The 26,892-nt window shown below is 59.4% G+C and carries 23 protein-coding genes and 5 tRNA genes; 22 read left to right on the top strand and 6 right to left on the bottom strand.

The features are described from left to right. Positions 1 to 22 precede the first annotated feature (22 nt). Positions 23 to 850, top strand: a complete 828-nt coding sequence (locus ABXR19_RS13065) for a helix-turn-helix domain-containing protein (protein ID WP_354601582.1) — start codon at positions 23 to 25, stop codon at positions 848 to 850. A gap of 465 nt (positions 851 to 1,315) precedes the next feature. Next, positions 1,316 to 1,888 (top strand): YceI family protein, encoded by a 573-nt coding sequence (locus ABXR19_RS13060; RefSeq protein WP_354601581.1) that lies wholly within the window; start codon positions 1,316 to 1,318, stop codon positions 1,886 to 1,888. A 686-nt stretch (positions 1,889 to 2,574) separates the two neighbouring features. Here the strand turns inward: ABXR19_RS13060 and ABXR19_RS13055 are convergent. From ABXR19_RS13055 to panC, 5 genes are all read right to left on the bottom strand, one after another. Continuing rightward, positions 2,575 to 3,087, bottom strand: coding sequence for a hypothetical protein (locus ABXR19_RS13055; protein ID WP_354601580.1), 513 nt, complete (start codon positions 3,085 to 3,087; stop codon positions 2,575 to 2,577). 369 nt (positions 3,088 to 3,456) lie between these two features. Further along, on the bottom strand, positions 3,457 to 4,236 hold the full coding sequence (locus tag ABXR19_RS13050) for a hypothetical protein (RefSeq protein WP_354601579.1): 780 nt from the start codon (positions 4,234 to 4,236) through the stop codon (positions 3,457 to 3,459). Then, positions 4,233 to 5,309 (bottom strand): hypothetical protein, encoded by a 1,077-nt coding sequence (locus ABXR19_RS13045; protein WP_354601578.1) that lies wholly within the window; start codon positions 5,307 to 5,309, stop codon positions 4,233 to 4,235. Before ABXR19_RS13045 ends, ABXR19_RS13050 begins: the two co-directional genes overlap by 4 nt. Next, on the bottom strand, positions 5,306 to 6,856 hold the full coding sequence (locus tag ABXR19_RS13040) for a hypothetical protein (protein WP_354601577.1): 1,551 nt from the start codon (positions 6,854 to 6,856) through the stop codon (positions 5,306 to 5,308). The genes ABXR19_RS13045 and ABXR19_RS13040 overlap by 4 nt, the downstream gene beginning before the upstream one ends. A gap of 117 nt (positions 6,857 to 6,973) precedes the next feature. Further along, positions 6,974 to 7,801, bottom strand: coding sequence for a pantoate--beta-alanine ligase (gene panC, locus ABXR19_RS13035; protein ID WP_354601576.1), 828 nt, complete (start codon positions 7,799 to 7,801; stop codon positions 6,974 to 6,976). A gap of 341 nt (positions 7,802 to 8,142) precedes the next feature. Here panC and ABXR19_RS13030 point away from each other — a divergent pair, with 341 nt between their 5' ends. Then, positions 8,143 to 10,485 (top strand): putative bifunctional diguanylate cyclase/phosphodiesterase, encoded by a 2,343-nt coding sequence (locus tag ABXR19_RS13030; RefSeq protein WP_354601575.1) that lies wholly within the window; start codon positions 8,143 to 8,145, stop codon positions 10,483 to 10,485. A gap of 78 nt (positions 10,486 to 10,563) precedes the next feature. On the opposite strand, the gene ABXR19_RS13025 is transcribed toward ABXR19_RS13030, so the two are convergent. After that, positions 10,564 to 11,331: an outer membrane protein assembly factor BamD gene (locus ABXR19_RS13025; protein WP_354601574.1), complete on the bottom strand. Its 768-nt coding sequence runs from the start codon at positions 11,329 to 11,331 to the stop codon at positions 10,564 to 10,566. Here ABXR19_RS13025 and ABXR19_RS13020 point away from each other — a divergent pair. The 19 genes from ABXR19_RS13020 to ABXR19_RS12930 all read left to right on the top strand — a co-directional run bounded on the left by ABXR19_RS13020 (position 11,324) and on the right by ABXR19_RS12930 (position 26,881). After that, complete coding sequence (locus ABXR19_RS13020; RefSeq protein WP_354601573.1) at positions 11,324 to 12,292, top strand: RluA family pseudouridine synthase; 969 nt, start codon at positions 11,324 to 11,326, stop codon at positions 12,290 to 12,292. The two genes, ABXR19_RS13025 and ABXR19_RS13020, sit on opposite strands and share 8 nt — an antisense overlap. A 323-nt stretch (positions 12,293 to 12,615) precedes the next feature. Beyond that, a complete protein-coding gene (locus ABXR19_RS13015) occupies positions 12,616 to 14,358 on the top strand; it encodes a PHA/PHB synthase family protein (RefSeq protein WP_354601572.1) in 1,743 nt (580 codons plus the stop codon). Between the two features lie 82 nt (positions 14,359 to 14,440). Continuing rightward, on the top strand, positions 14,441 to 15,181 hold the full coding sequence (phbB, locus tag ABXR19_RS13010) for an acetoacetyl-CoA reductase (RefSeq protein ID WP_354601571.1): 741 nt from the start codon (positions 14,441 to 14,443) through the stop codon (positions 15,179 to 15,181). Between the two features lie 102 nt (positions 15,182 to 15,283). Then, complete coding sequence (locus tag ABXR19_RS13005) at positions 15,284 to 16,024, top strand: beta-ketoacyl-ACP reductase (protein ID WP_354601570.1); 741 nt, start codon at positions 15,284 to 15,286, stop codon at positions 16,022 to 16,024. Positions 16,025 to 16,167: 143 nt separating this feature from the next. Continuing rightward, positions 16,168 to 16,716 (top strand): polyhydroxyalkanoate synthesis repressor PhaR, encoded by a 549-nt coding sequence (gene phaR, locus ABXR19_RS13000; RefSeq protein WP_354601569.1) that lies wholly within the window; start codon positions 16,168 to 16,170, stop codon positions 16,714 to 16,716. A 76-nt stretch (positions 16,717 to 16,792) separates the two neighbouring features. Next, on the top strand, positions 16,793 to 18,148 hold the full coding sequence (gene rimO / locus ABXR19_RS12995) for a 30S ribosomal protein S12 methylthiotransferase RimO (protein WP_354601568.1): 1,356 nt from the start codon (positions 16,793 to 16,795) through the stop codon (positions 18,146 to 18,148). A gap of 4 nt (positions 18,149 to 18,152) precedes the next feature. Continuing rightward, complete coding sequence (locus ABXR19_RS12990; RefSeq protein WP_354601567.1) at positions 18,153 to 19,565, top strand: FAD-binding oxidoreductase; 1,413 nt, start codon at positions 18,153 to 18,155, stop codon at positions 19,563 to 19,565. Between the two features lie 84 nt (positions 19,566 to 19,649). Then, positions 19,650 to 19,725 (top strand) — tRNA-Ala (locus ABXR19_RS12985). A 34-nt stretch (positions 19,726 to 19,759) separates the two neighbouring features. Beyond that, positions 19,760 to 19,835: transfer RNA gene (locus tag ABXR19_RS12980), tRNA-Glu, on the top strand. A 68-nt stretch (positions 19,836 to 19,903) separates the two neighbouring features. After that, positions 19,904 to 19,980, top strand: a tRNA-Asp gene (locus ABXR19_RS12975). A gap of 56 nt (positions 19,981 to 20,036) precedes the next feature. Beyond that, positions 20,037 to 20,112, top strand: a tRNA-Glu gene (locus ABXR19_RS12970). Between the two features lie 68 nt (positions 20,113 to 20,180). Next, a tRNA-Asp gene (locus ABXR19_RS12965) sits at positions 20,181 to 20,257 on the top strand. A 390-nt stretch (positions 20,258 to 20,647) separates the two neighbouring features. Continuing rightward, on the top strand, positions 20,648 to 22,348 hold the full coding sequence (locus tag ABXR19_RS12960; RefSeq protein WP_354601566.1) for a GspE/PulE family protein: 1,701 nt from the start codon (positions 20,648 to 20,650) through the stop codon (positions 22,346 to 22,348). A gap of 11 nt (positions 22,349 to 22,359) precedes the next feature. Next, positions 22,360 to 23,580 (top strand): type II secretion system F family protein, encoded by a 1,221-nt coding sequence (locus ABXR19_RS12955; RefSeq protein WP_354601565.1) that lies wholly within the window; start codon positions 22,360 to 22,362, stop codon positions 23,578 to 23,580. Position 23,581: 1 nt separating this feature from the next. Further along, a complete protein-coding gene (locus tag ABXR19_RS12950) occupies positions 23,582 to 24,061 on the top strand; it encodes a hypothetical protein (RefSeq protein WP_354601564.1) in 480 nt (159 codons plus the stop codon). A 30-nt stretch (positions 24,062 to 24,091) separates the two neighbouring features. Further along, on the top strand, positions 24,092 to 24,541 hold the full coding sequence (locus ABXR19_RS12945; RefSeq protein WP_354601563.1) for a prepilin-type N-terminal cleavage/methylation domain-containing protein: 450 nt from the start codon (positions 24,092 to 24,094) through the stop codon (positions 24,539 to 24,541). A 295-nt stretch (positions 24,542 to 24,836) separates the two neighbouring features. After that, positions 24,837 to 25,307, top strand: a complete 471-nt coding sequence (locus tag ABXR19_RS12940; protein ID WP_354601562.1) for a pilus assembly FimT family protein — start codon at positions 24,837 to 24,839, stop codon at positions 25,305 to 25,307. A 10-nt stretch (positions 25,308 to 25,317) separates the two neighbouring features. Further along, positions 25,318 to 25,950, top strand: a complete 633-nt coding sequence (locus ABXR19_RS12935; protein WP_435594325.1) for a type IV pilus modification PilV family protein — start codon at positions 25,318 to 25,320, stop codon at positions 25,948 to 25,950. After that, a complete protein-coding gene (locus ABXR19_RS12930; protein ID WP_354601561.1) occupies positions 25,931 to 26,881 on the top strand; it encodes a type II secretion system protein in 951 nt (316 codons plus the stop codon). The genes ABXR19_RS12935 and ABXR19_RS12930 overlap by 20 nt, the downstream gene beginning before the upstream one ends. Positions 26,882 to 26,892: the final 11 nt, after the last annotated feature.

Below are 26,892 nucleotides of genomic sequence, written 5' to 3'. Positions count from 1 at the left end.
CGCGGCTCGGCTAAACTGCGGCATGGCCCTGAGTCGCGAACAATTTCTGCTGCAGCGTCGGCGCATCCGTGCGGTCATGGACTACATGGATCAGCATCTGGACGACGAGGCCTTGCGCCTTGACACCCTGGCCGATGTCGCCCATCTGTCGCGCTTCCATTTCGAGCGCCTGTATGCCGAAAAGGTCGGTGAATCGCCTATCGCGACTCTGCGCCGCCTGCGCCTGACCCAGGCCCGGCAGCGTTTGCTAGAGGGCGCATCGTGCACGATTACCGAGCTGGCCGGGCAGGCTGGCTACGGTTCGGTCGCCGCCTTCAGCCGGGCCTTCGTGCGCGCCTTCGATCAGGCGCCTTCACGCTTGCTGGTGCTGCCCGCGCTGAGCCGTGACCCTGTGCTGGAAATCATCAGCCTGCCCGCCGTGCCGGTGCTGCGCACGCCTTACAGCGGACGCGCCACCGATGTCTTCGAGGCCGGCCACGAGGTGAATTGGGCCGTGCATAACGCCGGTGCGCGCGGCTGGCGGCATTGGGCCGTGCATCCGGAAGGCTGGATCGATCCGCAGCGCCAGCCCGACAGCCGGGTGCGCATGTGGCATTGCATTCCAGCCTTCGACATCGCCTTCCAGCTACCCGGCGTGGAGCGTGGTTTTCTGCCCGCCGGCGACTATGCCCGCTTTGCCTTTGTCGGCCGCCAGCGCATCGATGTCCCCGCCCTGATCGCCCGCGTCGCTGCCGAAACCAGCTGGCGCGCGGTGCCGGGACCGATGCTGCGCCACTATCCCAAAGTGCCGCACTACACCCCGGTGGCCGAACGCGTCGAGCATTTCTATCTGAGCGTGGCGCCCAACTAGCGTGGTTGATGCGTTCGGGGACTCGCTCTGTCACGTCATTCCGGGCTTGACCCACAGCTGTCCGTAATAAATTCTCAAGCCCAAAAACCAGGCCCGAACATTTGCTCGTTCCCACGCTCCGCGTGGGAGCGTCGTGCTGGACGCTCCTGCGTCCGGTTTGGTTGCTGTGAGCGGCGAAAGCCTGGCGCAGAGCGTGGGAACGATCCAAAGCCACGTTTTAGTAGGGCCGACTTCAGTCGGCCAAGCAAGCGTGGCGTGCGACTGAAGTCGCACCGACAGCGCCTCTCCGATGCATTTTGTGTCTGGGCCTGCGTGATTTTCGCAGCTCAGCAATTTCGATCAAAACCCCTTTGATGCGCGCCAGTAGTCTTGCGCCGGGTTAATCCTGATCGAACGGCCATGAAGCAGACCGTCAGTGGGTAACCGCAGCTACACCCCGCAAGTAAAAACCCAGGAGACTTCTGCATGAAAAAAATCGTCCTCGCCATTGCTCTTGCCTGTTTCGCGCTGGCCGCCACAGCCGCCCCCGAGACTTACTCCATCGATCCCAGCCACAGCGCCGTGCGCTTCGGCTACGACCACCTCGGCTGGACCTTCCAGCAACACCGCTTCGACCAGTTCAGCGGCAAGCTCACGCTGGATCGCGCGGCCCGCACCGCCAGCATTGATGTGACGATTGATGCCAACTCGATCAACACCGGCTCCGCCCTGTTCAACGGGCAATTGAAGGAAGCCCGCTTCTTCGACGCCGCCAATCACCCGAGCATCAGCTTCAAGGCCGATCAGGCGAAATTCGACGGCGACAAGCTCGTCAGCATCACCGGCGATCTGAACATCAAGGGCATCAGCAAACCGGTCACCCTGAAGTTGAACTCCTTCGTCGCCGGCCCGCACCCGATCCAGAAAAAGCGTGATGGCATCGGCGCCAATGCCGTCGCCAAGGTAAACCGTTCCGATTTCGGCATGGATTTCCAGGTCCCGCTGGTCGCCGACGAAGTCGCCCTGGCCTTCACCGTGCAAGCCTTCAAGGATCGTTGAGCAAGCCATGCCCGAAGAGCCGCACCGGGCTTGCCTGTCACGGCAGGCTGCCTGCAGAGGTAGGCGGGGTGCGGCTTTACGGGTAGGGGTTGTGGGAGTGAGCGAAGCAGGAGTTTGCTTTGCGCTTCAGGGCTGTGAGCGTTTCGGATCGACTGATGGCGGCTGATCAGCGAGACGGAAGCGGATTTTTAACGTTGGAGGTAATTGGCGCCGGAGCACTTGTGGAGAGAACCCCGTAAGCGCAGCTTGTTGGGTTCCCTTTCGACTGCAGGGTTGAACGAAGCCGCTACGCGGAGGAAATACGGTCGGAGCAAGCGCGTGGTCTTGGTTGATAGACAATCAAGGCTGTAAGCGAATTTGATGCTCACTGCGATTGTCGGGATCCTCTGGGTTGGCGAGCACATTGCACCTTGACGATCGGCGCTCGAAGGTGGAATGATGCTTGGAATTCGACTGCACGAGCCGCCTCGAATCAAGGCAATCATTGTGGCGCCAGCACGCATCGAACGCACCGACTGCCGCAACGGAACCGGTTAAGTGACTGGTTAAGCACGGTATTTGTCGCGAATGTTGTCATTCAGCATAATCCAAAAAAGATATTTTCTGTGAGCCTGGAAACGACTCAGGGACCGGGCTTGTTCAACAAACGGATCAGATCGTGGCTGCGCACGATCTATCCTTATTCGTTAGATGTCGATTTCGCGATCAGCACAGTATTCATCAAAGTACTTTTCTAAGCGTTCGTCAGTGAATCCATATTTCTCTCGTAGCGGTTTAGTTGCCGCCTCTAGTCGTTCATCAGCATCAGAGAATAGCGTTTGAGTTGCTTTCAATTCCTCAATCATTATTTCCCGCCCTCGTTCATTCAGGAACTCATCCGAGCGATCTCGAAAGTAATGATGAGCAAGCCAATTCCTCTTCTTCAACGCTTCAGTCAGCATTGACTCAAGTTCGACAGGAATGGCTATCTCTGATTTGAGTGCAGCAATCATTCTTCCAAGCGTTTTATCGAAGTGAGCGCCGAGAAACCCATCAAATTTTTCTTCCCACTCTGTCCGGGAACGAATTTTCCCTAAATTGCTTGGAATTAAAGAGGCATAAACCAGAGTATTGCCTATGCCATGCTCAAGAACCTGAGAGCAATAGATGGCAAGCCCAAAGTGGGCATATACCTCGCGAACATGCTCGTCGGGAGTCATTGATGTCTAACTTCCAATTTGGACAGAAAGTTTGCGCCCTGATCTTGCCGACTGCTGCCTGATTCGGCGAGGGCGGGAGTGCTTCAAATCCGCGTAAATGCAAGGTTTTAGACGGATTGTTGCTGCTTTTTCAGCTTGCTAAATTGCCACAAAAAGCAGCAGTCAAATATTTGCGGTTGGAGCCTCTAACGAGTCGTTTTGAATCGCCGAAAGCATCTGCCTCAACACCCGCCCCCAGCAAGCCTCTTCAGCCAGCCATCCCCGAGAAGCCCGCCCCGCACGGCTGTGCGAGGGTTTGATTTTCCCAGTTCCCAGTCCCCAATCCAGCCCCTCAGCACTCAGCACTCAGCACTCAATCCTCAGCACTAGTTATTGCGTGCCATGCCGCCATGTCACCGCCCACGCATAAATCGCTGTCACGGCGAGGATGTCGAAGGCGGGGCCGCAGACGAGGAAGAGTGTGGGCATGGCGAGGCCGCTGGCGGCCTGGATCAGCAGGGCGTGGGCGAGGAGTTTGATCGGCAGGGCGGCGATCAGGTAGCTGGCGATCAGGACGGTGGCGAGGATGCGCCGCTCGTTGCTGCGCTCGACGATGTAATGCGTGAAGGCCATGACGACGGGCAGGAGCAGGAGCAGGCCCTGGGTGAAGAGGTTGAGGACGCGGGTGTGTTCTTCGATGCTGTAGGCGGCGCCATTGGGCAGGGCGAGGCTGGCGAGCGCCGTGAAGCCGTGGAAGACGGCGAGCAGGCGCAGCGGGGCACGGAAGGGGGCGTTCAGGTGGGCGGCGAGCAGGTAAACCAGTGTTGCGCCTGAGAGATGGGCGGCGAGGGTGGCGAGGCTGGGCGCGGCCAGGGGCAGGCTGATGGCGACGGATTCCAGATGGCGCCATGCGGGCGTGCTGATGCTGAGGGTGACCCGCTGAGCATCATCCAGCGCGAGGCCGCTGAGGAGCTGACTGAGGCTGTGATTCCAGAAGCGGTAGATCAGAGGCAGCAGTTGCCACAGAAGCAGGGTGAGGCCGCTGGTGATCAGCAGGGCCATGGCGAACTGGGCCATGCGACCTCGCAGGAGGTGGCGATGGCGCTGGTAGAAGCTGCGCGGTGGCGCGGCGGTGACGGAGACCATGATGGTGGCGTCTGGATCAATCATGAGGCGTTCCGCTCGTCGAGGACTTCACCCCGGCGCATTGCCCAGACGCTGCCGTGGGCAATGCAGCCTTCGCTGATCAGCAGGGTGTCGGCCGCCAGGGTGGAGGGGTGGTTCATGGAGCCGATTTCGCTGCCGCTGCCGAGCTGGATTTCGCTGCGCGAAAAGACCGGGCCATTCATCTTGCAGCCGGCGCCGATGCTGATCGGGCCGTCGGCGTAGGCGGCGCCTTCGATGACGACATCCTGACCGATGATGATGGATTTGTCGGCGCGCAGATCACCGATGATGCGGCAGCCGTCGCCGATGATCAGCTTGCCGGAGACGAGCAGATCGGCCTTGACGGTGTGGCCGGCGGGGACGCTCAAGTTGCGGCCGTTGCCGGGCTGACCGTTGCTGCGCTGGGGTGGATCGAAGCGGGCGACGGTGTCGGGCTGGCGCGGGCGGCGGGCGTCTTCAGGCAGGCGGCCGAAGACGATGCGCGGGGCGAGGAGTTGTTCGAACTGGGTGCGGCGGGCGAGGGCGATTTCCTGCGCGGCGCTGGCCCAGCCTTTGAGTTGGCCGCCTTCGGCTACGTCGAGACGTCGCTCGGTGCGCACCCAGCGGGTGACGCGGGCACGGCGGCCAATGGCGATGTCGCGTTGCGACAGGGCGCTCTTGATCAGGGCGTTGTGGGCGACGTTGATGCGGCCTTCGGCGAAGAGTTCGCGGTCGCAGATCAATTCGCCGGGAATATCCAGATGGCCTGCGGCGAGGACCAGACTGCGCAGGCGGCGGGTGCGCGGCGGTAGCTGCTCGGCCAAGTGGTTGCTGACCCCGAGCACGATGAAAGGCCGGCCGTTTTCGTTGGCACCGCGGATCGGGCCGCTGTCGCGTGCCAGGTGCAGCAGGTGGGCGAATTGTTCGCGCACCATGTGGCGGAATTCTTCGGCGCGTGCAGCGGGTTCGGGTTGGCGTTCGAAAGGCGTGGGACGCGGCGTGCCGCGCGACAGGGTGCGCAGCAGCGGCAGCAGCGGCAGCGCAAGGCACAGAATGCTGAGGGCGATGAAGACGAGCAGGGCCTGGGTTGGCGTCATGTCGCGGCCTCGCGGTCAGGCTGGAGGGCGATGGAGGGATGGCCGGCGGTGGGTGGGCCGGGATGTTCGCGGCGGGCGCGTAGCAGGATGTGCAGGCCGTCAATCAGGCGGTCGATGAAGCTGAAGCAGGACAGCGGCAGCAGACGGATTTCGGTGCGGATGCCGGCCATGCGCGCGGCGGCGGCCATGCTGAAGGCCGGGCTGGGTTGGCCGTGCGGATCGAAACTGGTGGCCGCGCACAGAGCCATGGCCAGACCCGCGCTGAGCGGCGCGCCAACGAAATACAGGGCGATGCCGCTCAGCAGGCTGGCCAGCCAGATCAACGGCAGGGCGGCAGAGAAAAAAGCTGCGCCGCCTTGCAAACGCGCGCCCAGCGGGATGCGTGGGTTGAGCAGCAGGGAGGCCATGCGCATGCTGCGCAGGGCAATCGAAATGCGCAGGCGCGGCGAGCGGATCAGGTCGGGGGCATCGTCGGCCGTGCATTGCACGATTTCGCCGAGCAACTGCGATTGCCAACCCATGCGGGTCAGCCCCAGGACGATGCCGGCGCCATCCGGGGCGTGTTGCAGATCAGGCGTTTCCAGACTCTTGACGGCCTGGCGACGCAGCGCCCGGATGCGTGCCTTGCCGCACAGCAGCAGGCTGAGCGCATCGCTCTGGGCGGCGATCAGGGTGTCGGCCTGATCGCCGAGCAGGTTCAGGCGTGCGCTCAGGGCGCTTTCGGTTTGTGCGGGAATCGCACGGCTGAGCACGGCGCCGGTGGCCGGGTCGAGCAGTGGAGTGACAGATTGGCGCAGCCAGGCCTGCGGCAGGGGCGCGTCCTGATCGAGCACGATCAGTGCGCTACCGATCGAGGTGGCGACGGCGGCGTGCAGGGCGGCGGCCAGGGTGGTGTTGCGTCCGTCCATCATCGGCAATGGATGAACGCGGCCCGGGAAGGCTTGGGTCAGGCGCGCCACGGCAGGGATGATTTCGGCATCGGCCGGATCGAACATCGGTACGAAATGGATGCGCTCAACGGGGTAATCGAAGAAGCAGGAGTGGAGCTCGTCAAGCTGGCGGCTTTGCGCACCGGGGCTGCCACGTGCGGGAATCAGGATGGAGACGGTGGGCCAGGGGGCGTGTTCCATGGCGATGCTGCGCGCGGGGCGACGCACGCGTACCCGCATGACGCGGACCCATTCGCGCAGCATATGCAGGCCGAGCAGGAGGGCGGTGAGCAACCACAGGGCGCGCAGGAGGGATTCGAGGTGATCGCGCAGCGTCGGGGCGGAGCTGGGGCGGCCGGTAGCGCTGGTGTTTGTGTCGCCGGAGAGCGTGGGCAGTTCGGCGGGTGGGATGGCCGGGCTGATGCGCAGCGGGGCATCGTCTTCAATCAGATCGAACTGGACCAGGGGCAGAGGGGCGTCCGGGTCTGTGGCGTGCAGCTGCGCATCCAGGCTCAGGCCCGCTTCGGCGCGTGACGCAGCGAAGCTCTGGCTGGATGCCAGAAGCATTGCAGCAGCGAGGCAGGTAACGCAGATGAGGCGGATAGGCGGAGTGGGCATGCTCGTTTTTGGTCTGTACGCCTGAGTCCCTGGCACCCGCTGTGTGTCTCCCCCGGGCAGGTGCCGCATGCGCCGATTCTAGCCCGGATTGCCCGCCTTGCGGCGGGCGTTGCGCGGCTACAACGCTTCCAGGTTGTCTATCAGCCGGGTATTGCCCAGACGGGCAGCGGCGAGGATCACCAGGGGCTCTTGTCCTGCAGGGGTTTGCAGATCCTCACGGCGGCGGATGGCAATGTAATCGGGCTGCCAGCCGTGGGTTTGCAGCTGCTGCATGGCAGCCTGTTCGATGCTCGGGTAATCGCGTTGGCCGGTGCTGATTTGTTCGGCGACGCCTTGCAGCGTGGCGTACAGGCGCGGCGCGGCAGCACGTTGCTCCGCGCTGAGGTAGCCGTTGCGTGAAGACAAGGCGAGGCCGTCGGTGGCACGCACGGTCTCGCAGCCGATGATCTCGATGGGCATATTCAGTTCGCGCACCATGTTGCGGATCACCATCAGCTGCTGGTAATCCTTCTTGCCGAAGAGGGCGACTTGTGGCTGGACGATGTTGAACAGCTTGGTGACGACGGTGGCGACACCGACAAGGTGACCGGGGCGCGTGGCGCCTTCGAGGATGCAGTCGTGGGCGGGGGCGGGTTGCACGAAATAGCTTTGCGGTTGCGGGTAGAGCTCGGCTTCGTCCGGCGCGAAGAGATGATCGACGCCGGCAGCTTCGAGTTGGGCACAGTCGGTCTGGAAGGTGCGCGGGTAGCGGTCGAAGTCTTCGTTCGGCCCGAACTGGATGCGATTCACGAAAATGCTGCTGACGACGGCATCGCCGTGGATGCGTGCGGCCTGCATCAGGCTGACGTGGCCGGCGTGCAGATTGCCCATGGTCGGGGCGAAGGCGACGCGACCAGCGCTGGCAAGGGCGGCGCGCAGGCTGGCGATGGTGGTATGGATCTGCATGAGCGGTTCGCTGAAGGCGGAAGGAGGGCACGAGCATGCCCGAAGCCTTGCATTCAGGCAATTGCGGCAGTTCAGGCGCGATTTTTGGATAGGCTGAAGAACCGCGCCGGGCGGCGTTGTACAGATGGTATGGTTGGAAAGGCCCGCCCGGAGCGGCTCTCCAGCCATGCTCTGCTGGGTGCTGCCCCGATGGGCAAAACGTGCGAAATTCCGGGCCTGTCGGGCACAAGGCGGGCTCATGAACGTGGCTTATCGGCTAAAACGCAGGAAGAAGCATGCTGTCTGGCGTCATGCGCCGGATACTGTGGTCGCCGGCAGTGGCAGGTCTGATGGAGTTTTGCATGGTCCGAATCCGCCGATTTCTGGAATCCAGTTCCGTACGTCATGCGCTGCAGGTGATGGCCGCGTATGTCGTGATCTCGATTCTGTGGATTGCCTTGTCGGATCGTGTGCTGGTGTGGCTGGTGAGCGATGCTGGCGTGCTGGCGCGTGCGCAGATCTGGAAGAGCTGGGTCTTTGTGCTGGCCACCGCAGTCGGGTTGTTCTGGGTTTTGTGGCGCAGCCGCCTGCGTGTGGAGCGGGTGCTGGATGGTTTGCGCATCAGTGAGCTGCGCTTCCGGTCCTTGTTTGAACGCATGCCGGCAATTGCGGTGCAGGGTTATTCCACCGAACGCCGGGTGATTTTCTGGAATCCGGCCAGCGAGCAATTGTATGGTTTTCCGGCGGCCAAGGCGCAAGGGGCTTTGCTGGAAGATCTGATCATCCCGCAGGAAATGCGTGAAGGTGTGAAGGCGGCGGTTTCGGGCTGGGTTGCCGGTGGGGAGGAGATACCACCCGGGGAGTTGAGTCTGATGCGCCGGGATGGTTCGCGCGTGCCGGTGTATTCCAGTCATGTAATGCTGGAAAACGCCCTGGGCGAAAAGGAGATGTACTGCGTTGACGTGGACCTGTCTGCGCTCAAACAGGCGGAAACCAAAGTGCGGCTGTCAGAAGCCGTCTTCAATGATTCGGCCGAAGGCATCATGGTGACGGATGCCGACAACCTGATTGTCTCGGTCAATGAGGCTTTCTGCGCGATTACTGGTTACAGGGCGGAGGAGTTGATTGGCAAGACGCCGAGCGTGCTCAGTTCGGGCCGTCACAACTACGCTTTCTACGCCAGCATGTGGCGCAACCTGCTGGAGGACGGGCGCTGGCATGGCGACATCCTGAACCGCAAGAAAAACGGGGATGTTTTTCCGGCCTGGCTGGCGATCAGTGCAGTGGAGGATGAGGTAGGCGATATTTCCCACTTCGTCGCGATCATGTCTGATTACTCGGAAAAACGCGCCTTCGAAGAGCAACTGGAATATGTGGCCAACCACGATGCGCTGACCAGTTTGCCCAATCGGGTACTGCTGCATGATCGTGCCGAGCGGGCGATTGCACGGGCCGCGCGCGATGCTTGCCGGGTGGCCCTGGTGCTGGTGGATCTGGATCATTTCAAGCTCGTCAATGATTCGCTGGGGCATGCCAACGGCGATCGGCTGTTGCTGGCGGTGGTGGAGCGTCTTCAGGCGTGCCTGGCTGAAACCGATACGTTTTTCCGTCAGGGCGGGGACGAGTTCATCCTGCTGATTCCCGAGGATGTGGCGACGGATCAACTCGCCGGCAAGCTTCAGCACCTGCTGACCGAACTGGCCCGGCCTTTCGATCTGGATGGGCGCCCCTTGATGGTGACGGCTTCGATGGGCGTGGCGCTGTGCCCCGACGATGCGGGCAATGTGGATGATCTGCTGCTCAAGGCGGAAACTGCGATGTATCACGCCAAGGATGCAGGACGGAATGCTTTCCGTTTCTTCGCCGAGCAGATGAACGCGGATACGCATGAACGTTTTGCCTTGCAGACGCGGCTGAGCGGTGCACTTGAGCGCAATGAGTTGTTGCTGCATTTCCAGCCGCAGGTGGATTTGCGTACGCGCCGGATTACCGGGGCGGAGGCCTTGGTGCGGTGGCAGGATAAGGAGTTGGGGCTGATTTCGCCGGCACGTTTCATCCCGATTGCGGAAGAGAGTGGCTTGATCATCCCGATCGGTGAATGGGTGCTGCGCGAAGCTTGCCGGCAGGTTCAGGCCTGGCGTCTGGCCGGATTGCCGGACATGTTGATCGCGGTAAATATGTCGGCCCTGCAGTTCCGGCGTGGCGATATTGTTGATACCGTTCGTCAAGCCTTGCAGGATACGAGTTTGCCGGCCTACTGCCTGGAGCTGGAATTGACGGAGTCGATTCTGGTTGGCGATGCAAATGCCATGCTCGAGACGCTGCGCCGCCTCAAATCACTCGGTGTGCAACTGGCCATTGATGATTTCGGTACCGGCTACTCCAGCCTGGCCTATCTGAAGCGATTTCCGATCGACAAGCTCAAGATCGATCAGTCCTTCGTGCGCGATGTGGTTGAGGATGCGGATGAGGCTGCCATCGTGCATACCATCATCCAGCTGGGCAAGAACCTGAAAATGACGACGGTGGCGGAGGGGGTCGAGACGGAAGCGCAACTGGCGTTCCTGCGTGTCGAAGGCTGTCGCGAGGCGCAGGGTTATCTGTTCAGCCGCCCGCTGCCGCCGGAGGAGTTTTATCGTTACTTCAAGGCGAGTGCGTCGGGAGTATTGCGCCAGCCGGTGGTGCCAAGCGTCGCGCCCGTTTAGCAGTTACGCCATGCCTTGCGGCAAGGCAAAAAAAGGGGCCAGCCAAAGCCAGCCCCTTTTGCGTACTGTCGGGCTTGTCTATTTTTGAGCGAGGAAGCGACTCTGCGGATAGTTCTGGCGCAGCACGCGCTCGGTGTCCTTGCTCAGGGTTTCAAGCTTGAGCGCCTGATAGCTCTGCAGCAGTAACGCCAAGGCTTCCTCGGTGGCGCTGGAGTTGCTGTATTTGACGATCACCACCTGAGCGCGGTTGGCTGCAGCGAGAGGGGCGCGGCGCTTCAGATAGTAGCGGGCGGCGTTCAGCTCGTGGGTGGCCAGCGCCTCAAGCAGGGTTTGCATGTGGGCGCGGGCGTCTTCCTGATAGCGACTGTCCGGGAAGCGCGTCACGACCTGCTTGAAGGTTTCGAAGGCCCTGCTCATGGCCGTGGCGTCGCGATCAGATAGCGGCTGTTGCGGCAGGAAGTTGAACCATTCATCAACTTTGGTGTTTTCGTAGGCCAGCCCTTTCAGGTAGTAGGCGTAGTCAACATTAGGATGACTCGGGTACAGGCGGATGAAGCGATCACAGTCGGCAATCGTAGCTTCGGTCTCATGCAGGCGATAATGCGCATAGGCCGTGTCGAGTTGCGCCTGTTGGGCATGCTTGCCATACGGGAAGCGGGCTTCAAGCTGTTCGTAAGTGGCAATCGCGGATTCATAGGAACCTGCATCAAGCAGTTCCTTGGCTTCGGCATAGGCACTTTGTGGATCTTTGGCTGTGGATCCGGGCTTGGGCGGTGTATAACCGCAGGCCGCGAGAAAGCACAGAGCGAAAATAACCGGGACACTACGCAAGGTGAACATGAACATTCCAGCACCATCCGAAAACAATGACGACGATTATAGCGGAAGCCCTGCTGCTGACCGCCGCATTCTCACCATCCCCGGCGAAATGGCTGGTCAGCGCCTGGATTTGGCGCTCGCTGCCCTGATTCCTGAGTACTCGCGCAGCCGCCTGCAAGCCTGGGTGCGGGCGGAACTGGTGCAGCTGGATGGCCGCATCCGCAATGATCCGAAAAGCCGGGTGCATGGTGGTGAACGTCTGCAGGTCGATGTTGAGCCTGATCCGGCCCGGCTTGAGGATGCGCCCGAGGACATTCCATTGGAGGTGATCTTTGAGGATGAGCATATTCTGGTGCTGAACAAGCAAGCCGGGCTGGTGGTGCATCCGGGCAGTGGCAACTGGTCGGGCACGCTGCTGAATGGTTTACTGGCGCATGCGCCGCATCTGGCGGAGTTGCCGCGCGCCGGGATCGTGCATCGTCTAGACAAGGATACTTCGGGTCTGATGGTGGTGGCCAAGACGCTGCAGGCGCAGACCGATCTGGTGCGCCAGTTGCAGGCGCGTACGGTCAAACGCCATTACGCCGCGGTGGTGATGGGGTTTCCGCCGGCGTCGGGCGTTCTGGATCAGTCGATTGATCGGCATCCGACCCAGCGCACCAAAATGACGGTGATGAGTAATGGACGCGAGGCGCGGACGCACTTCAGTTTGATCGAGCGTTTGCAGGGCGCGAGCTGGGTCGAGTGCGTGCTTGACACCGGCCGCACCCACCAGATCCGTGTGCATATGGCGCATGCCGGTTACCCATTGGTGGGCGATCCGGTGTATGGCGGGCGCAAAACCCTGCCGCCGCCAGCAGGCCTGTTTGCGCGCCAGGCGCTGCATGCTTTCCAGCTTGGCTTGAGGCATCCGGATTCGCGCAAAGAACTGCTCTGGAAGATTCCGCTGGCAGAAGATCTCGAGCAGCTCATTATCGATTTGCGTTGAGCAGAAGGGTGCTTCAGGGCGTCTGTCTGTACAGCCGCTACAGGCCTTGCTCTACAGCACTGCATGCTGGAGATGCCCGGCGGAGGCGGCTCTTCAGGTAGGTGTCTGGACGGGGTAAAATCAATGCAATCCGGCTGGTCGACAGCTTCCGGGATCTTGCCTCTATGTCCATAGGGGTAGCGGCTTGACTGTATTTTTGTGCGGGGCAACAATGACGCCGAGTCTGAATTGTGTGGTCAGTCCTTGCTTGGCCGCCAGTCCGGCGGACCCCACCACCTGAGTGGGGCGTGCCGGCATCACTAACCTCCCGGGAGATCTGTTGAATGTTAACACCTGAACAATCGCAGGCAGCAGTAGAGAGTTTGATGCGTGCCAGCCAGAATTTCATGCAAGGCTTTTTGGGGCATATTTCGCAAGCGCAGGCTAAGGCTCCCCAAGGTTTTGCGCCGATGGTCAGCATGCCGCCGATGCCGGGGTTGGATAACGAAAAAATGGCGCAGCTGCACCGGGAACACGCGGAGTCGCACGCGAAACTGTGGAGTGCGCTGACTCAGCGCAAACCGGGTGATGAGGCCGAGCCGATCATTGCTCCGCCCGCAGGGGATCGCCGCTTTACGGCACCTGAGTGGGAGGCGAGCCCGGTGCACGATTACATGCGTCAGGCTTATCTGATCAACGCCCGTTTCCTTAGTGCTGTTGCCGAAGAGCTGCCAATCTCTGATCGCGCCGCCAAGAGTCGCGCTCAGTTCATGATGCGTCAGTGTATTGACGCGCTGGCTCCGTCTAACTTTGCCGCGACCAATCCTGAGGTTGTACAGAAAGCCTTGGCCACCAAGGGCGAAAGCCTGACTCAGGGCTTGATGAATCTGATCGGTGATGTGGAAAAAGGCCGTATTTCGATGACGGATGACTCCGCATTCGAAGTGGGCGGTAATCTTGCGACAACGCAAGGCAGTGTGGTTTTCGAGAACCGGGTCATGCAGCTGATCCAGTATTCGCCGCTGACCGAGAAGGTGTGCAAACGTCCCTTGTTGATCGTGCCCCCTTGCATCAACAAGTTCTACATCCTTGATCTGCAGCCGGAGAACTCCTTTGTGCGTTATGCCGTCGAGCAGGGTCTGACGGTTTTCCTGGTGTCCTGGTGCAACCCGAAGGCCGAACACGGCGATCTGACCTGGGATGATTATCTGGGTGACGGCGTGCTGCAGGCGCTGGACGTCGTGCGCAGCATCACCAAGCAGGACAAGCCGAATGTGCTGGGCTTCTGTATTGGCGGAACTTTGCTCGCATCGGCGCTGGCCGTGGCTTACGCGCGTGGTGAAGATCCTGTGGAGAGCGCCACCTTCCTGACGGCGCTGCTGGACTTCTCCGAGACCGGCGATATTTCCTGTTTCGTTGATGAAGCGGCGGTGGCGTCGAAAGAGGCTTCGATCGGCAAGGGCGGATTGATGCCCGGACGCGAGTTGTCGCAGATGTTCTCAAGCCTGCGCCCGAATGACCTGATCTGGAATTATGTTGTTGATAATTACCTGAAGGGCAACAAGCCGCCGGTGTTTGATCTGCTCTACTGGAACTCGGACAGCACCAACATGCCGGGCCCGTTCGCTGGTTATTACCTGCGCAACATGTATCTGGAAAACAATCTGCGCGTGCCGGGCAAGCTCAACATGCTCGGTGAGTCGGTTGATCTGGGCAAGGTGAGTTGCCCGACATACTTCGTGGCTGCGCGTGAAGACCATATCGTGCCTTGGCGTACCTCTTTTCTGGGCCGTCGCTTGATCAATGGCGAATCGACCTTTGTGCTGGGTGCCAGTGGTCACATTGCCGGCGTCGTGAATCCCGCATCGAAGAACAAGCGCAGTTACTGGACCAACGCCTCACCCAGCACCACGTCGGATGAATGGTTGGAAAGCGCGGTCGAGCACAAGGGCAGCTGGTGGCCGAACTGGATCGACTGGCTCAAGGCGCGCAGTGGCGACGCCATCGCCGCGCGCAGCAAGTTGGGTTCGCGCGATTACAAGGTGAGCGAACCCGCACCGGGTCGCTATGTAAAAGAACGGGTTTGAGCTTTTTAAAAAGGTGGCGCCGATTCCCGGAGGCGCCGCTTGTTTTTCATAATCCGGGAGTTTCCCGATAAAGGAGGACTTAATGAGTCATGTGGCACTGATTACCGGTGGTATGGGCGGGCTGGGCGAAGCAATCTGTATCAAGATGGCAGCACTGGGCTACAAGGTTGTAACGACGTATTCGCCGTCGAATACGTCTGCGCAGGAGTGGCTGACCAAGATGCATCATCTGGGTTATGGCTTTATCGGCGTTCCCTGTGATGTGACGGATTACGACGCCTGTAAAGCCTGTGTGGCACAGGTTGAAAAGGATGTTGGCCCGGTTGATGTGCTGGTGAATAACGCGGGCATCACGCGCGACATTACCTTCAAAAAAATGACAAAGTCAGATTGGGATTCTGTACTGCATACCAATCTGGATTCCGTGTTCAACATGACCAAACAGGTTATGGACGGGATGACGGCCCGTAAGTGGGGGCGCGTGATCAATGTGTCGTCGGTGAATGGTCAGAAGGGTGCGTTTGGTCAGACCAACTACTCGGCGGCCAAGGCCGGTATGCATGGTTTTACCAAGGCCTTGGCTCTGGAAGTGGCCAAGCATGGTGTGACGGTGAATACCATTTCTCCGGGTTACATCGGCACCAAGATGGTGACCGCCATCCCCAACGAAATTCTTGAATCAAAGATCCTGCCGCAGATTCCGGTGGCTCGCTTGGGCAAGCCGGAAGAAATCGCCGGCTTGGTGGCGTATCTCGCGTCGGACGAGGCTGCATTCCTGACCGGCGCGAATATCTCGATTAACGGGGGGCAACACATGTACTGATGGTGTGCCTGCATGCCCTCGTAGGGACATGTGGCACAAAGCGCCGGCCTTGCCTCCCCCGTGAGGCCGGCAGATAAAGTTGCTCAAAAAGAGGTGCTGAAAATGGCTAAGAACGTGGCTCTGGTAACGGGTGGCATGGGTGGTCTGGGTACTGCAATCTGCAAATCCCTGGCGGCAGACGGCTGGAAGGTTGTCGCTAATTGTTTGCCGGATTTTCCTCCGGCTGCAGAGTGGCTGGCCAAGACCAAGGCAGATGGATACGATTTTTTCATGGCTGAAGCGGACGTCACTGATTTTGATCAGTGTGCTGCGATGGTCAAGAAAATCGAAGCTGAAATCGGCCAGATTGATGTGTTGATCAACAACGCCGGGATTACCCGTGACGCCATGTTCCGCAAGATGGGCAAGGATCAGTGGGATGCGGTGATGTCGACCAACCTCGATTCCGTGTTCAACGTGACTCACCCGATCCTGCCTTTGATGGCCGAGCGTGGCTTTGGCCGTGTGATCAACATCTCTTCGGTGAATGGCGTGAAGGGCCAGTTTGGCCAAGCCAACTATTCGGCTGCCAAGGCCGGCATCTTGGGCATTACCAAGGCGCTGGCGCAGGAAGTTGCCAAAAAAGGCGTCACTGTGAATGCCATCGCTCCGGGCTACGTGGGCACCGAGATGGTCATGGCCATCAAGGAAGAAGTTCGCGATGCCATTGTGGCAACAGTGCCAGTCGGGCGCTTCGGTAAGCCCGAAGAAATCGGCGATCTGTGTGCGTATCTGGCTTCAGACAAGGCCGGCTATATCACCGGCGCAACAATCAATATCAATGGTGGTCTACACATGGGCTAAGCTGCCCACGTGAGCCAGAAGCAGCCCTGCTAACTCATGAAACATCCGGGTTAATGTAGGGCTGTCTTTTTGCGCACTGCTATAATCTGCCTAACTAAATAAAGTAGCAACAGCCCAAACCATAACTATCAGGGACATCCAACATGGCTGAAAAGACCCGACTGATCAAAAAGTATCCGAACCGTCGTTTGTACGACACGGCATCAAGCTGTTACATCACGCTGGCCGACGTACGCGACCTGGTTCTCGGACAGGAAGTCTTTCAGGTGGTGGATGCCAAGTCTGGTGAAGACATCAGCCGCAATATTTTGCTGCAGATCATTCTTGAAGAGGAGAGTGGTGGCGCCCCGATGTTCAGCAGTGATTTGCTGGCTCAGATGATTCGTTTCTATGGCAATGCCATGCAAGGTTTCATGGGCCGTTATCTGGAAAACAACATCAAGTCTTTCAGTGAAATGCAGACCAAACTGCAGGATCAAACCAAAACCCTCTACGGCGAAAACAGCCCGATGAGCAAAGATATGTGGACCCAGTTCCTGAATTTCCAGGGGCCGGCAATGCAAGGCATGATGGGCACCTACATGGAGCAGAGCAAAACCATGTTTGCCCAGATGCAGGAACAGATCAACAGCCAGACTCGCGGCCTGTTCACGACTTTCCCGTTCCCGGGCACTGATCCGGAAAAAAAATAAACACCCTGCTTATAAGGTTTTATCCCTGAGCCTGCGGTTTTAGCCGTGGGCTCGTGACGTTTACAAGAGGTTCGTTTTGAGCACTAAAAAACAAGCACCCCGCGTGGGCTTCGTCAGTCTTGGCTGTCCCAAGGCCGCATCCGACGCCGAAAGCATCCTGACCCGCCTGCGCGCAGAGGGCTACGAAGTGGCCCCGAACTACGAAGGCGCCGATCTGGTGGTCGTGAATACCTGTGGCTTCATTGATGCGGCGGTTGAAGAGTCGCTCGACGCAATTGGCGAAGCACTTGCCGAGAACGGCAAGGTCATCGTGACAGGCTGTCTGGGCGCAAAGAAAGACAGTGCCGGCCGCGGTATCGTCGAGCAGGTTCATCCCAAGGTGCTTGCCGTGACCGGCCCGCATGCGACCGAAGAGGTGATGGCTGCGGTGCATCAGTACTTGCCGAAGCTGCACGACCCGTTTGCGGATCTGGTACCACCGCAGGGTGTGCGCCTGACGCCGGATCACTATGCGTACCTGAAAATTTCAGAGGGTTGTAACCATCGCTGCAGCTTTTGCATCATTCCGTCCTTGCGCGGAGATCTGCTGTCACGGCCGATTCACGAGGTGCTGCGCGAAGCGGAAACGCTGGTGAAGTCTGGCGTGAACGAGTTGCTGGTAATTTCGCAGGACACCAGTGCTTATGGTGTGGATGTGAAATATCGCACGGGTTTCTCTAACGGCCGTCCGGTCAAGACCAAGCTTTATGACCTGTGCAAGGAGTTGGGCGAGCTGGATGTGTGGGTGCGCCTGCATTACGTGTATCCCTATCCGAGTGTCGATGACATCATCCCGCTGATGGCCGAGGGCAAGATCCTGCCGTATCTGGATGTGCCGTTTCAGCACGCCAATCCGCGCATCCTCAAGGCCATGAAGCGTCCTGCGAGTGCCGAAAACAACCTTGAGCGAATTCGTCGCTGGCGTGAGATCTGCCCGGACATCACCATCCGCAGTACCTTCATTGCCGGCTTTCCCGGTGAGACCGAGCAGGAATTTGAAGAGTTGCTGGAGTTTCTGGGCGAGGCCCAGCTGGATCGCGTGGGCTGCTTTGCCTATTCGCCGGTTGAGGGGGCGACCGCCAATGCCTTGCCGGGCGCCTTGCCGGATGAGGTGCGTGAAGAGCGCAAGCGCCGTCTGATGGAGTTTCAGGAAGATATCTCCACCCAGCGTCTGGAGGCCAAAATCGGTCGCGAAATCGTCGTGCTGGTGGACGATATCGATGAGGACGAAGGAGCGATCTGCCGTTCGGAAGGCGATGCGCCGGAGATTGACGGACTGGTGATTGTGCCGGAAGGACGCGACATGGAAATCGGCAAGTTCTATCAGGTTCGCGTGACCGATTGCGATGTGCATGATCTGTATGCCGAACCGATCTGGGCTGCCGAAGAGTAAGCGAATGTCACAAGCTCTGATGGTGGCGCTGAGCGATATTGTCGGCTCTGCCAATGTTCTTTCGGAGGCGGCTGATTGCGCTGCGTATGAAGAGGATTGGCGCGGGCGTTACAAGGGGCGCGCCTTGTGCGTGGTGCGCCCGGCAAATACGGCTGAAGTCGCCGCAGTGGTCAAGGCGTGTGTCGCAGCAGGCGTGGCGATGGTGCCGCAGGGCGGGAATACCGGTTTGGTCGGCGGTGGAGTGCCGCGTGAGGGTGGTGGTGAAGTTGTCATATCTTTGGCGCGCCTCAATCGTGTGCGAGCCATTGATCCAGTGAACAACACTGTCACGGTTGAGGCAGGTTGTACGCTAGCGGCTGTGCAAATGGCTGCGGCGGAGCAGGGGCGCTTGTTCCCGCTTTCGTTGGCCTCTGAGGGAACCTGCCAGATCGGCGGCAACCTCGCCAGTAATGCGGGCGGGGTGCAGGTGCTGCGTTACGGTAATGCCCGTGAGCTGACTCTGGGGCTGGAAGTGGTTTTGCCCGACGGTGAAATCTGGAATGGCTTGCGAGGCTTGCGCAAAGACAACACCGGCTACGATCTAAAGCAGCTGTTTATCGGTTCCGAGGGCACGCTCGGAATCATTACCGCTGCGGTGCTCAAGCTTCATTCTCCGCAGGCATCGCGTGCCCTCGCGTGGGTGGCGTTGCCGGATGCACAGTCCGCAATTGCCCTGCTGGACTCTTTGCGTCAGCGCTTGGGTGAGCGGATTTCAGCGTTTGAAATCGTGTGTTCGGTGGCGCATGAGTTGGTGTTGCAGCACTTTCCTGATGCGAAGCGGCCTTTGGCAGAGATCTCCCCTTGGTACGCCTTGATCGAGTTGAGTGACAGCGACGCCAGTGCTGAGTTGAATGTGCCAATGGAGCTTGTGTTGGGCGATGCCTTTGCGCAGGGTTGGGTGACGGACGCTACATTAGCCAGTAGTGAGGCTCAGGCTCAGGCTTTGTGGATGCTGCGGGAAAACATCTCCGAGGCGCAAAAAAAAGAGGGCCTCAGTATCAAGCACGACGTCTCCGTGCCTGTGAGCCGGATTCCCGAATTTCTGCAGCGTGCGGGCGCTGCCTTGAGCGTGCAGTTTCCGGGAGTGCGGATCGTCGCTTTTGGTCATGCGGGTGACGGCAATCTGCATTACAACCCGTCAATGCCTGATGTCGAAGCCAATTCAGACTTTATTGCACGCACGCCGGAGGTCAATCGGCTGGTGCACGACATCGTTGCCGCGTTGGACGGTTCCATTTCGGCAGAGCATGGACTGGGGCAGCTTAAGCGCGAAGAGATCAAACGTTACAAATCAGCTCTCGAGATCGCAATGATGAGCCGCATCAAGCATGCTTTTGATCCTGCGGGCTTGATGAATCCCGGTAAGCTGATTGGCTGAAAGTGCCGCCCAGCATCAAAAAAATGTGTTTTCTGGCTTGACGAATCGAAGGTCGACGTCTATAGTTCGGTTTCTTCGCCGGACGGGGGTATAGCTCAGCTGGGAGAGCGCTTGCATGGCATGCAAGAGGTCATCGGTTCGATCCCGTTTACCTCCACCATTCAAGGCGAAGAGTGCAGTAAATGTTTCATCAGGTCCCCATCGTCTAGAGGCCTAGGACATTACCCTTTCACGGTAAGTACCGGGGTTCGAATCCCCGTGGGGACGCCAGATTCGATGCTTTGTGAGTGACTTCACAAAGTGGCAGTGCAAAGATTTGAGCCTTTGGCTTGGATCATGGAGTGGTAGTTCAGTTGGTTAGAATACCGGCCTGTCACGCCGGGGGTCGCGGGTTCGAGTCCCGTCCACTCCGCCAAAAAACGCAAAAGCCGCCTTCGGGCGGCTTTTGTTTCCGGGTGAAATACCGGTCAGGTCCCCATCGTCTAGAGGCCTAGGACATTACCCTTTCACGGTAAGTACCGGGGTTCGAATCCCCGTGGGGACGCCAGGTTCGATGCTTTGTGAGTGACTTCACAAAGTGGCTGTGCAAAGATCCAAGCCTTTGGCTCGGATCATGGAGTGGTAGTTCAGTTGGTTAGAATACCGGCCTGTCACGCCGGGGGTCGCGGGTTCGAGTCCCGTCCACTCCGCCAATAAATACAAAGCCCTCCGTTTCGAGGGCTTTGTCGTTTCTGATTGTCGCGAAGCGACGGAACGGGACGAAGAACCCTAAGGGTTTGCTCGGCGGGCATTGCCCGACGGACGCCGCTTGCGGCGGTTCTGAGCGACATGAAGGATGGCGGATCGCCACAAGCGATACGATACAAGCCCGTCCACTCCGTCAAATTCAAAAGCCGCCTTCGGGCGGCTTTTGTCTTTTCTGCTCGCCGGAAACCTGTAAGTCCCGCCTGAAAGGGTGTCTTTTCCATGAATTGATGCCTTTACTGCGCGCGTAGTCTCCAGTCAGGCGCATTCCGCGCCGTTAAAGCTCTCGGGTACAGCCACGTATTGGTGGTTGAGCATGAGTTGATTCGGGGCGAAGCATGGGAAAACCGCAAAAATATCGTCTGGGCGAATTGCTGGTGCAGCAGGGGTTGATTACTCCCGTGCAGCTGGATTCCGCGCTTGCGCAGCAGAAGGAGAGTGGGCGCAAGCTGGGCCGCGTGCTCGCCGACAGCGGAATCGTGACGGAGGAAGGTATCTCCAACGCGATTGCCAAGCAGCTTGGCATTCCCTTCTATGACTTGCTTGAGAAGGATGTTGATCCAGCCATCGTCAATCTCTTGCCTGAGACCATGGCGCGGCGCTTTCGCGCTATTGTGCTGGCCGATCAGGGCAAGAGCTATCTGCTTGGGATGGCAGATCCCTCGGATATTTTCGGGTACGACGAAATTGCTCGTACCCTTAAGAAAGATATTGCGCTGGCAGTGGTTACCGAGGGGCAGTTGCTCTCTGCCATAGACCGTCTGTATCGCCGTACCCAGGAAATCAGCGGCCTGGCCCATGAGTTGCAGCAGGATCTGGGCAACGCCTATGTCGATTTTGGCGGGCAGGGGCTGGATACCGGAGGTGAAGATTCCCCTGTAGTCAAACTGCTGCAATCCATTTTCGAGGATGCCTATCAGGTCAAGGCTTCGGATATTCACATCGAGCCGCAGGAGTTACGACTGCAGATCCGCTTTCGCATTGATGGCGAGATGCACTTGCAGACCGAGGTGGATAGCCGCATCAGCCCCGCGTTGGTGTTGCGTCTCAAGCTGATGAGTGGGTTGGATATTTCCGAGAAACGTCTGCCGCAGGATGGGCGTTTCAACGTCAAGATCAAGTTGCAGAGCGTCGACATCCGTCTGTCGACCATGCCCACGCAGTACGGCGAATCAGTGGTGATGCGCTTGTTGGCGCAGAACAGTGGTTTGCTCGATCTGAATCGCATCGGTATGCCTGCTCCCATGCTGGAGCAATACCGGCGCATGATCCGCCACTCTTTCGGCATGATTCTGGTGACCGGCCCTACCGGCAGCGGCAAGACCACGACCCTGTATGCCTCGCTGGCCGCGCTGAACGCGCCGAACACCAAGATCATCACCATCGAAGATCCGGTCGAGTACCGCCTGCCCGGGATCAGTCAGGTGCAGGTCAATGACAAGATTGATTTGACGTTTTCGCGGGTGCTGCGCTCCACCTTGCGGCACGATCCGGACATCGTACTGGTCGGTGAAATGATTGATCAGGACACCGCCCAGATCGGCGTGCGCGCGGCCATGACCGGCCACTTGCTGCTCTCTACGCTGCACACCAACGATGCCGCCAGCACCCCGGCGCGCTTGCTGGATATGGGCGTGCCGCAATACCTGTTGTCGACGACTTTGCTGGGTATCGTGGCGCAGCGGCTGGTGCGGGTCATTTGCCCGGCCTGCAAGTGCGCCTATACGCCAGAGCCGATTGAAACCGTGTGGCTGCGCCAGGAGCTGGGCGAGGCGGCGGGCACTGCTGCGTTGTCGCATGGGCGCGGCTGTTCGCAATGCAATATGTCCGGTTATGCGGGGCGCGAGGCGGTGTATGAGCTGCTCGAAATGACACCCGTGCTGGCGGATGCGCTGAACAAGGGGAATGCCGAATTTTCGCGCGCGGCACGTCTGCAGCTGGCCGGCAAGACCATGCGCTCGCATGCCGTAGCACGTGTCCTGGCAGGAGATACGACGGTGGCCGAAGCCATGCGTGTCTCCGCGCAGATTGACGAATAGAGGCCGCGCAGATGCCCAGCTACGCTTATAAAGGACGCGACGCACAGGCTCTGCTGGTGCAGGGCGTGATCGATGCGCCCGACAGTCCTGCCGCGGCTGATCTGCTGATCAGCCGGGGGATTACACCGGTAGATATCGCTGAAGACGCGCCCGCAGCGCCGCTCTTCGCAGGTTTCGGGGTGCGCAGGAAACCCATCACGACCGAAGACATCATGTTTTTCAGCCGCCAGATGCACACCCTGATCAAGGCTGGCGTTCCGATGCTGCAGGCATTGGGCGGTCTGCGCGATTCGGCTACGCACCTAGCGTTTGGCGAGATGCTCGGGCAGTTGCGCGAAAGTCTCGACAGCGGCCGCGAGCTTTCGATTGCCATGAAGGATACCGGTGCTTTCAGCCCCTTCTATCTGAGCATGGTGCGGGTCGGCGAGATGACCGGCCGGCTCGATGTGATCTTCCTGACCTTGTTTGATCACCTGAATTTCGAGAAGGAGATGCGCGCCAAGATCAAGGCCGCGCTGCGGTATCCGATGTTCGTGGTGATCGCCTTGTCGGGCGCGCTGCTGGTGATCAACTGGCTGGTGATCCCGTCCTTTGCCAAGGTGTTCAAATCCTTCAACGCCCAGCTACCGTTGATGACCCGCATTTTGTTGGGCGTTTCCGATTTTTTCGTTAATTACTGGTACGTCTTGATCGCGGTAGTGCTGGGCGTTATTTTCGGGGTGCGTGCTTTTGTCGCCAGCCCCGGCGGGCGCTTGCTGTGGGACCGCTGGAAGCTGAGCCTGCCGATTGTTGGCGATACCGTGCGTAAGGCCACCTTGGCGCGCTTTGCACGCAGTTTTGCGCTGTCCTTCAAAAGTGGGCTGCCGGTGATTCCCACCTTCGGCGTGGTCGCCGACGTCATCGACAACGCCTACATCGCCGCCAAGCTGGTACAGATGCGCATCGGTGTGGAGCGTGGCGAAAGCATTTTGCGCACGGCGGCATCGGCACGCATCTTCACGCCGGTGGTCTTGCAGATGATCGCCGTGGGCGAGGAGTCCGGCTCCATTGATGATCTGCTGATGGAAATTGCAGAAATGTACGAGCGCGAGGTGGAGTACGAAATTGACAACCTGTCCGCGCGCATCGAACCGATTCTGGTGGTGTGTCTGGGGGCGATGGTGTTGGTGCTCGCCCTGGGGATTTTCATGCCGATCTGGGATCTGAGCTCCGCTATGAGTGGCAGGCGGTGACATGCGCAAAGGCATTTCGGGGCTTCCTCTGTACGAAGTCGCGCTGCTGATCGTGCTGGCCGGCTGCATTCTGGGGATGCTCGGCTGGCGCACGGTTTACCTGCTGGAACAGGCCGAGCGCACCGCCGTCAATACTGTGATTACCAACCTGCGTAGCATGCTGCGGCTCGAAAAAGCCCGCCGCATCATTGCTGGCGAAAGCTTGTCGAGCTTGGCCAATACCAATCCCGTCGCTTTGCTGCAGAGCCCGCCGGTCGGCTATTGCGAAAATATTTCTTCAGAGGGCTCAAGAAAACCACCCGAATGTCCGTGGTTTTACATGGACGAGGAGCATGTCTTGTACTACGCGCCGCAGCGGCACGCCCACCTTCAAGTGGAGGCCGGTCCGCACGTAGTGTTGCTCGGGTGGCAGTTGGTGGCCAACCCGGTGGCGGGCAAGGATGTTGAGTTGCTGTCGATCAAGCCTTACCAGTGGTTTTAATTTGAACGTTGTTTTCCCTAGGAGTGAGTCATGAAAAAGCAAAGCGGTTTTACCTTGATTGAATTGGTGGTCGTGATGGTCATCCTCGGCATTCTGGCCGCCGTGGCTTTGCCCAAATTTGTCGACCTGTCGGGCGATGCACGTGAAGCCTCGTTGAAAGGCGCTTTGGGAGCGGTTAATTCCGCCATGGCGATTACCCACGGAGCAGCGCTGGTCAAGGGTGCTACGGGTGCTACTGCCACTGTGTCAGCTGAAGGCACAAATATCGACATGGTTTACGGCTATCCGGCCGCCACGGCTACCGGGATTCAGGTCGCAGCGGGCATCAGCACTAATGACTACACGGTGACCCCGGGTACTGGCTCGATCACGGTTGACGTGATCGGGGCGCCTACTCCGGCCAACTGCCGTATTACTTATACCGAAGCAACCAGTGCAACGGTCGCTGCGACGGCGACGGCGGTTACCACGGGTTGTTGATCCGCAGGGCGCGCCAGCGCCCTTTTTTTGACGGATGCCGGTCTGATGCGGTTGAGCTTTGGCGCGCAGGCCCTCGCCCGTAGCCCGGAAGGCAGCGCAGCGAAGACCGGCGCTTTTTCGGCGCAAGGGCATCGTTCCGGGGGCCACTTTGCTGATCCAGGCTGCCAACTTTATATGACTCGCCGGGCCAGCCTGATAGCCTGAGCTGCGCCCGCGTCAGTGCTTATAGTGTGCCGGCTCAATGCGAATGCCTGTGCCGCTGGCCGAAATACCGAATTGCAAACCGGGAGACATTGTGCGCAGTAGTTCCGGATTCACCCTTCCTGAACTCGTGATCACCCTCGTCGTCATCGGGATCATGGCGGCAGTGGTGGTGCCGCGCTTTGTCAGTCAATCCGAATTCGATGTCTTCGGCGTCACCGAGCAAACTCGTTCAGCCTTGCGTTTTGCGCAGAAGTCTGCGGTCGCCAAACGTCGTAATGTTTGCGTGACGATTGATGGCAACAGTTTGGCCCTGACGTTTGGCAGCAGCTTTGACGCTAGTTGCATCGGCCTGACGTGCACGGCCAATCCGGACAACTGCCTGAAAAATCCTGGTTCCGGTCAACCTTACGTTTTGCCCGCGACAGCAGGCATTAGTCTTACCTCAGCCAATTTCAGTTTCGATGCACTGGGCAAGCCCGGCGGTGAGCAAACCCTGAGTGTCAGCGGCGGAACTAACGCGCAGACCATTACGGTCGAGGCGGAGACCGGCTATGTGCACTGAGCCGCGATATCTGCCGCAAGACGTCGCCGGTTTTTGCAGGAGCGGCCAGAGGCCGCTCCTGCAAAAAACAAGCCGTCAGCACGGTCTGACTCTCATCGAGCTGGTTGTGTTCATGGTCGTTATCTCCATCGGGCTGGCCGGCATTCTGGGGGCGCTTAATCTCACCACGCGAAATAGCGCTAACCCCATGTTGCTCAAGCAGCAACTGGCGATTGCTGAATCCCTGCTGGAGGAAATCGAGAGCAAACCTTTCACTTGGTGCGATCCGGATGATGCCAATGTCACTATGGCGAGTGGCGCGTTTGTTGGCGCTGGAGGTTGTGCCGCGACTACACAGCTGCTGTCGCTGTCGCCTACGGCCGGCGAGAGCCGCGATAGCCAGACCGTTCCTTTCGATAACGTGGCCGATTTCGGCGGGCTCAACATGAATGCCGGCATCCTGAATCCGTCGAGCGGTGCGGTGATCAGTGGCTTGGGCAGCTATACGGCAACGGTAACGCTGACGCCGGTTGGCGACATTGCCCCGACCAATGTGGGGGCGGCAGATGCGGTCTTGAAAATCGACGTGAAAGTCAGCATGACTGGGCAGGCCGATCTCACGCTGACGGGTTACAGGTACCGCTATGCGCCCAATGTGCCTTGATCCATTTCTGAATCTCTGCCTGAAGAGCCGCGCTGCGCGGGCGTCTACAGCATGCAGGCTGAAGACGTCCGCTGGGTGGGGGGCTACAGGCACTATCCTGAAGAAGTCCGTCCGGTGCGGTTCTTCAGGCTTTACCCTGATCGAGATGATTGTGGTGATGACCGTTACCGGCATCCTTGTTTCGGTGGTTGCGCTTTTCATTCGTCGGCCGATGGAAGGTCTGGTCGACGCCACGCGCCGCGCCGCTCTGGCCGATACGGCTGATACGGCCGCCCGTCGCATGCGTCGTGACATCCAGCGCGCCTTGCCCAACAGCGTGCGGGTTCTGCAGTCTGGCGCCACCTGGTATATCGAATTTCTGCCGGTGCTGGCGGCCGGTCGTTATTGCGAGTCGGTAGATTGCGGCGCTGCGCCGCTGGATTTCTCCAGCACCACCGCCAGTTTCAGTTTTGCGGGCCCTGCGCCCGTACTCAGCCCGATTCCGGCTGGCAGCGAAGTGGCGATCAACAACTTGGGCTTCATCGACTTGGGTGTTATCGACCCAAGCTTCAAGCAGTCGGATGCATACACGGGCGACAATACCGCTACGCTCTCGGCGATTGGTGCCAGCACGATCACATTGGGCGGCGCCAAGCTGTTTCCTCAGTCCTCGCCGGGCAAGCGTTTCTTCATCATCGGCAGTCCGGTCAGCTACGCCTGCACGACGGGTGGCAACCTGACCCGGATTTCCGGCTATGCCAAGCAGGCCAGCCAACCAAGCCCCGCGTCGGTTGGCAGTCCCATCCTCGCTAGCAACGTGGCGGCCTGCAGCATCGATTACGTGCAGAGCGCCATCGACCAGTACGGTCTGCTCTATCTCACCTTGCAAATCGCCCAGAGCGGCGAAAGTGTGACCTTGACCCATGCGATCCAGATCAATAACACGCCTTGATGGAAAGCCTC

The sequence above is a fragment of the Uliginosibacterium flavum genome (genome assembly GCF_040566545.1).
Classification (GTDB): Bacteria; Pseudomonadota; Gammaproteobacteria; order Burkholderiales; family Rhodocyclaceae; genus Uliginosibacterium; species Uliginosibacterium flavum.
The sequence above is the reverse complement of the archived record's forward strand: the minus strand, read 5'-3'. Positions and strand labels throughout refer to the sequence as shown.

Coding starts and splice junctions, on each gene's coding strand:
- ABXR19_RS12930 (WP_354601561.1), top strand. CDS start 25,931: ATGCGCCCAATGTGCCTTGATCCATTTCTGAATCTCTGCCTGAAGAGC.
- phaR (WP_354601569.1), top strand. CDS start 16,168: ATGGCTGAAAAGACCCGACTGATCAAAAAGTATCCGAACCGTCGTTTG.
- ABXR19_RS13060 (WP_354601581.1), top strand. CDS start 1,316: ATGAAAAAAATCGTCCTCGCCATTGCTCTTGCCTGTTTCGCGCTGGCC.
- ABXR19_RS13015 (WP_354601572.1), top strand. CDS start 12,616: ATGTTAACACCTGAACAATCGCAGGCAGCAGTAGAGAGTTTGATGCGT.
- ABXR19_RS12955 (WP_354601565.1), top strand. CDS start 22,360: ATGCCCAGCTACGCTTATAAAGGACGCGACGCACAGGCTCTGCTGGTG.
- ABXR19_RS12950 (WP_354601564.1), top strand. CDS start 23,582: ATGCGCAAAGGCATTTCGGGGCTTCCTCTGTACGAAGTCGCGCTGCTG.
- panC (WP_354601576.1), bottom strand. CDS start 7,801: ATGCAGATCCATACCACCATCGCCAGCCTGCGCGCCGCCCTTGCCAGC.
- ABXR19_RS13055 (WP_354601580.1), bottom strand. CDS start 3,087: ATGACTCCCGACGAGCATGTTCGCGAGGTATATGCCCACTTTGGGCTT.
- ABXR19_RS13050 (WP_354601579.1), bottom strand. CDS start 4,236: ATGATTGATCCAGACGCCACCATCATGGTCTCCGTCACCGCCGCGCCA.
- ABXR19_RS13020 (WP_354601573.1), top strand. CDS start 11,324: ATGAACATTCCAGCACCATCCGAAAACAATGACGACGATTATAGCGGA.
- ABXR19_RS13025 (WP_354601574.1), bottom strand. CDS start 11,331: ATGTTCATGTTCACCTTGCGTAGTGTCCCGGTTATTTTCGCTCTGTGC.
- ABXR19_RS13005 (WP_354601570.1), top strand. CDS start 15,284: ATGGCTAAGAACGTGGCTCTGGTAACGGGTGGCATGGGTGGTCTGGGT.
- ABXR19_RS13040 (WP_354601577.1), bottom strand. CDS start 6,856: ATGCCCACTCCGCCTATCCGCCTCATCTGCGTTACCTGCCTCGCTGCT.
- ABXR19_RS13030 (WP_354601575.1), top strand. CDS start 8,143: ATGGTCCGAATCCGCCGATTTCTGGAATCCAGTTCCGTACGTCATGCG.
- ABXR19_RS13045 (WP_354601578.1), bottom strand. CDS start 5,309: ATGACGCCAACCCAGGCCCTGCTCGTCTTCATCGCCCTCAGCATTCTG.
- ABXR19_RS12990 (WP_354601567.1), top strand. CDS start 18,153: ATGTCACAAGCTCTGATGGTGGCGCTGAGCGATATTGTCGGCTCTGCC.
- phbB (WP_354601571.1), top strand. CDS start 14,441: ATGAGTCATGTGGCACTGATTACCGGTGGTATGGGCGGGCTGGGCGAA.
- ABXR19_RS13065 (WP_354601582.1), top strand. CDS start 23: ATGGCCCTGAGTCGCGAACAATTTCTGCTGCAGCGTCGGCGCATCCGT.
- ABXR19_RS12945 (WP_354601563.1), top strand. CDS start 24,092: ATGAAAAAGCAAAGCGGTTTTACCTTGATTGAATTGGTGGTCGTGATG.
- ABXR19_RS12960 (WP_354601566.1), top strand. CDS start 20,648: ATGGGAAAACCGCAAAAATATCGTCTGGGCGAATTGCTGGTGCAGCAG.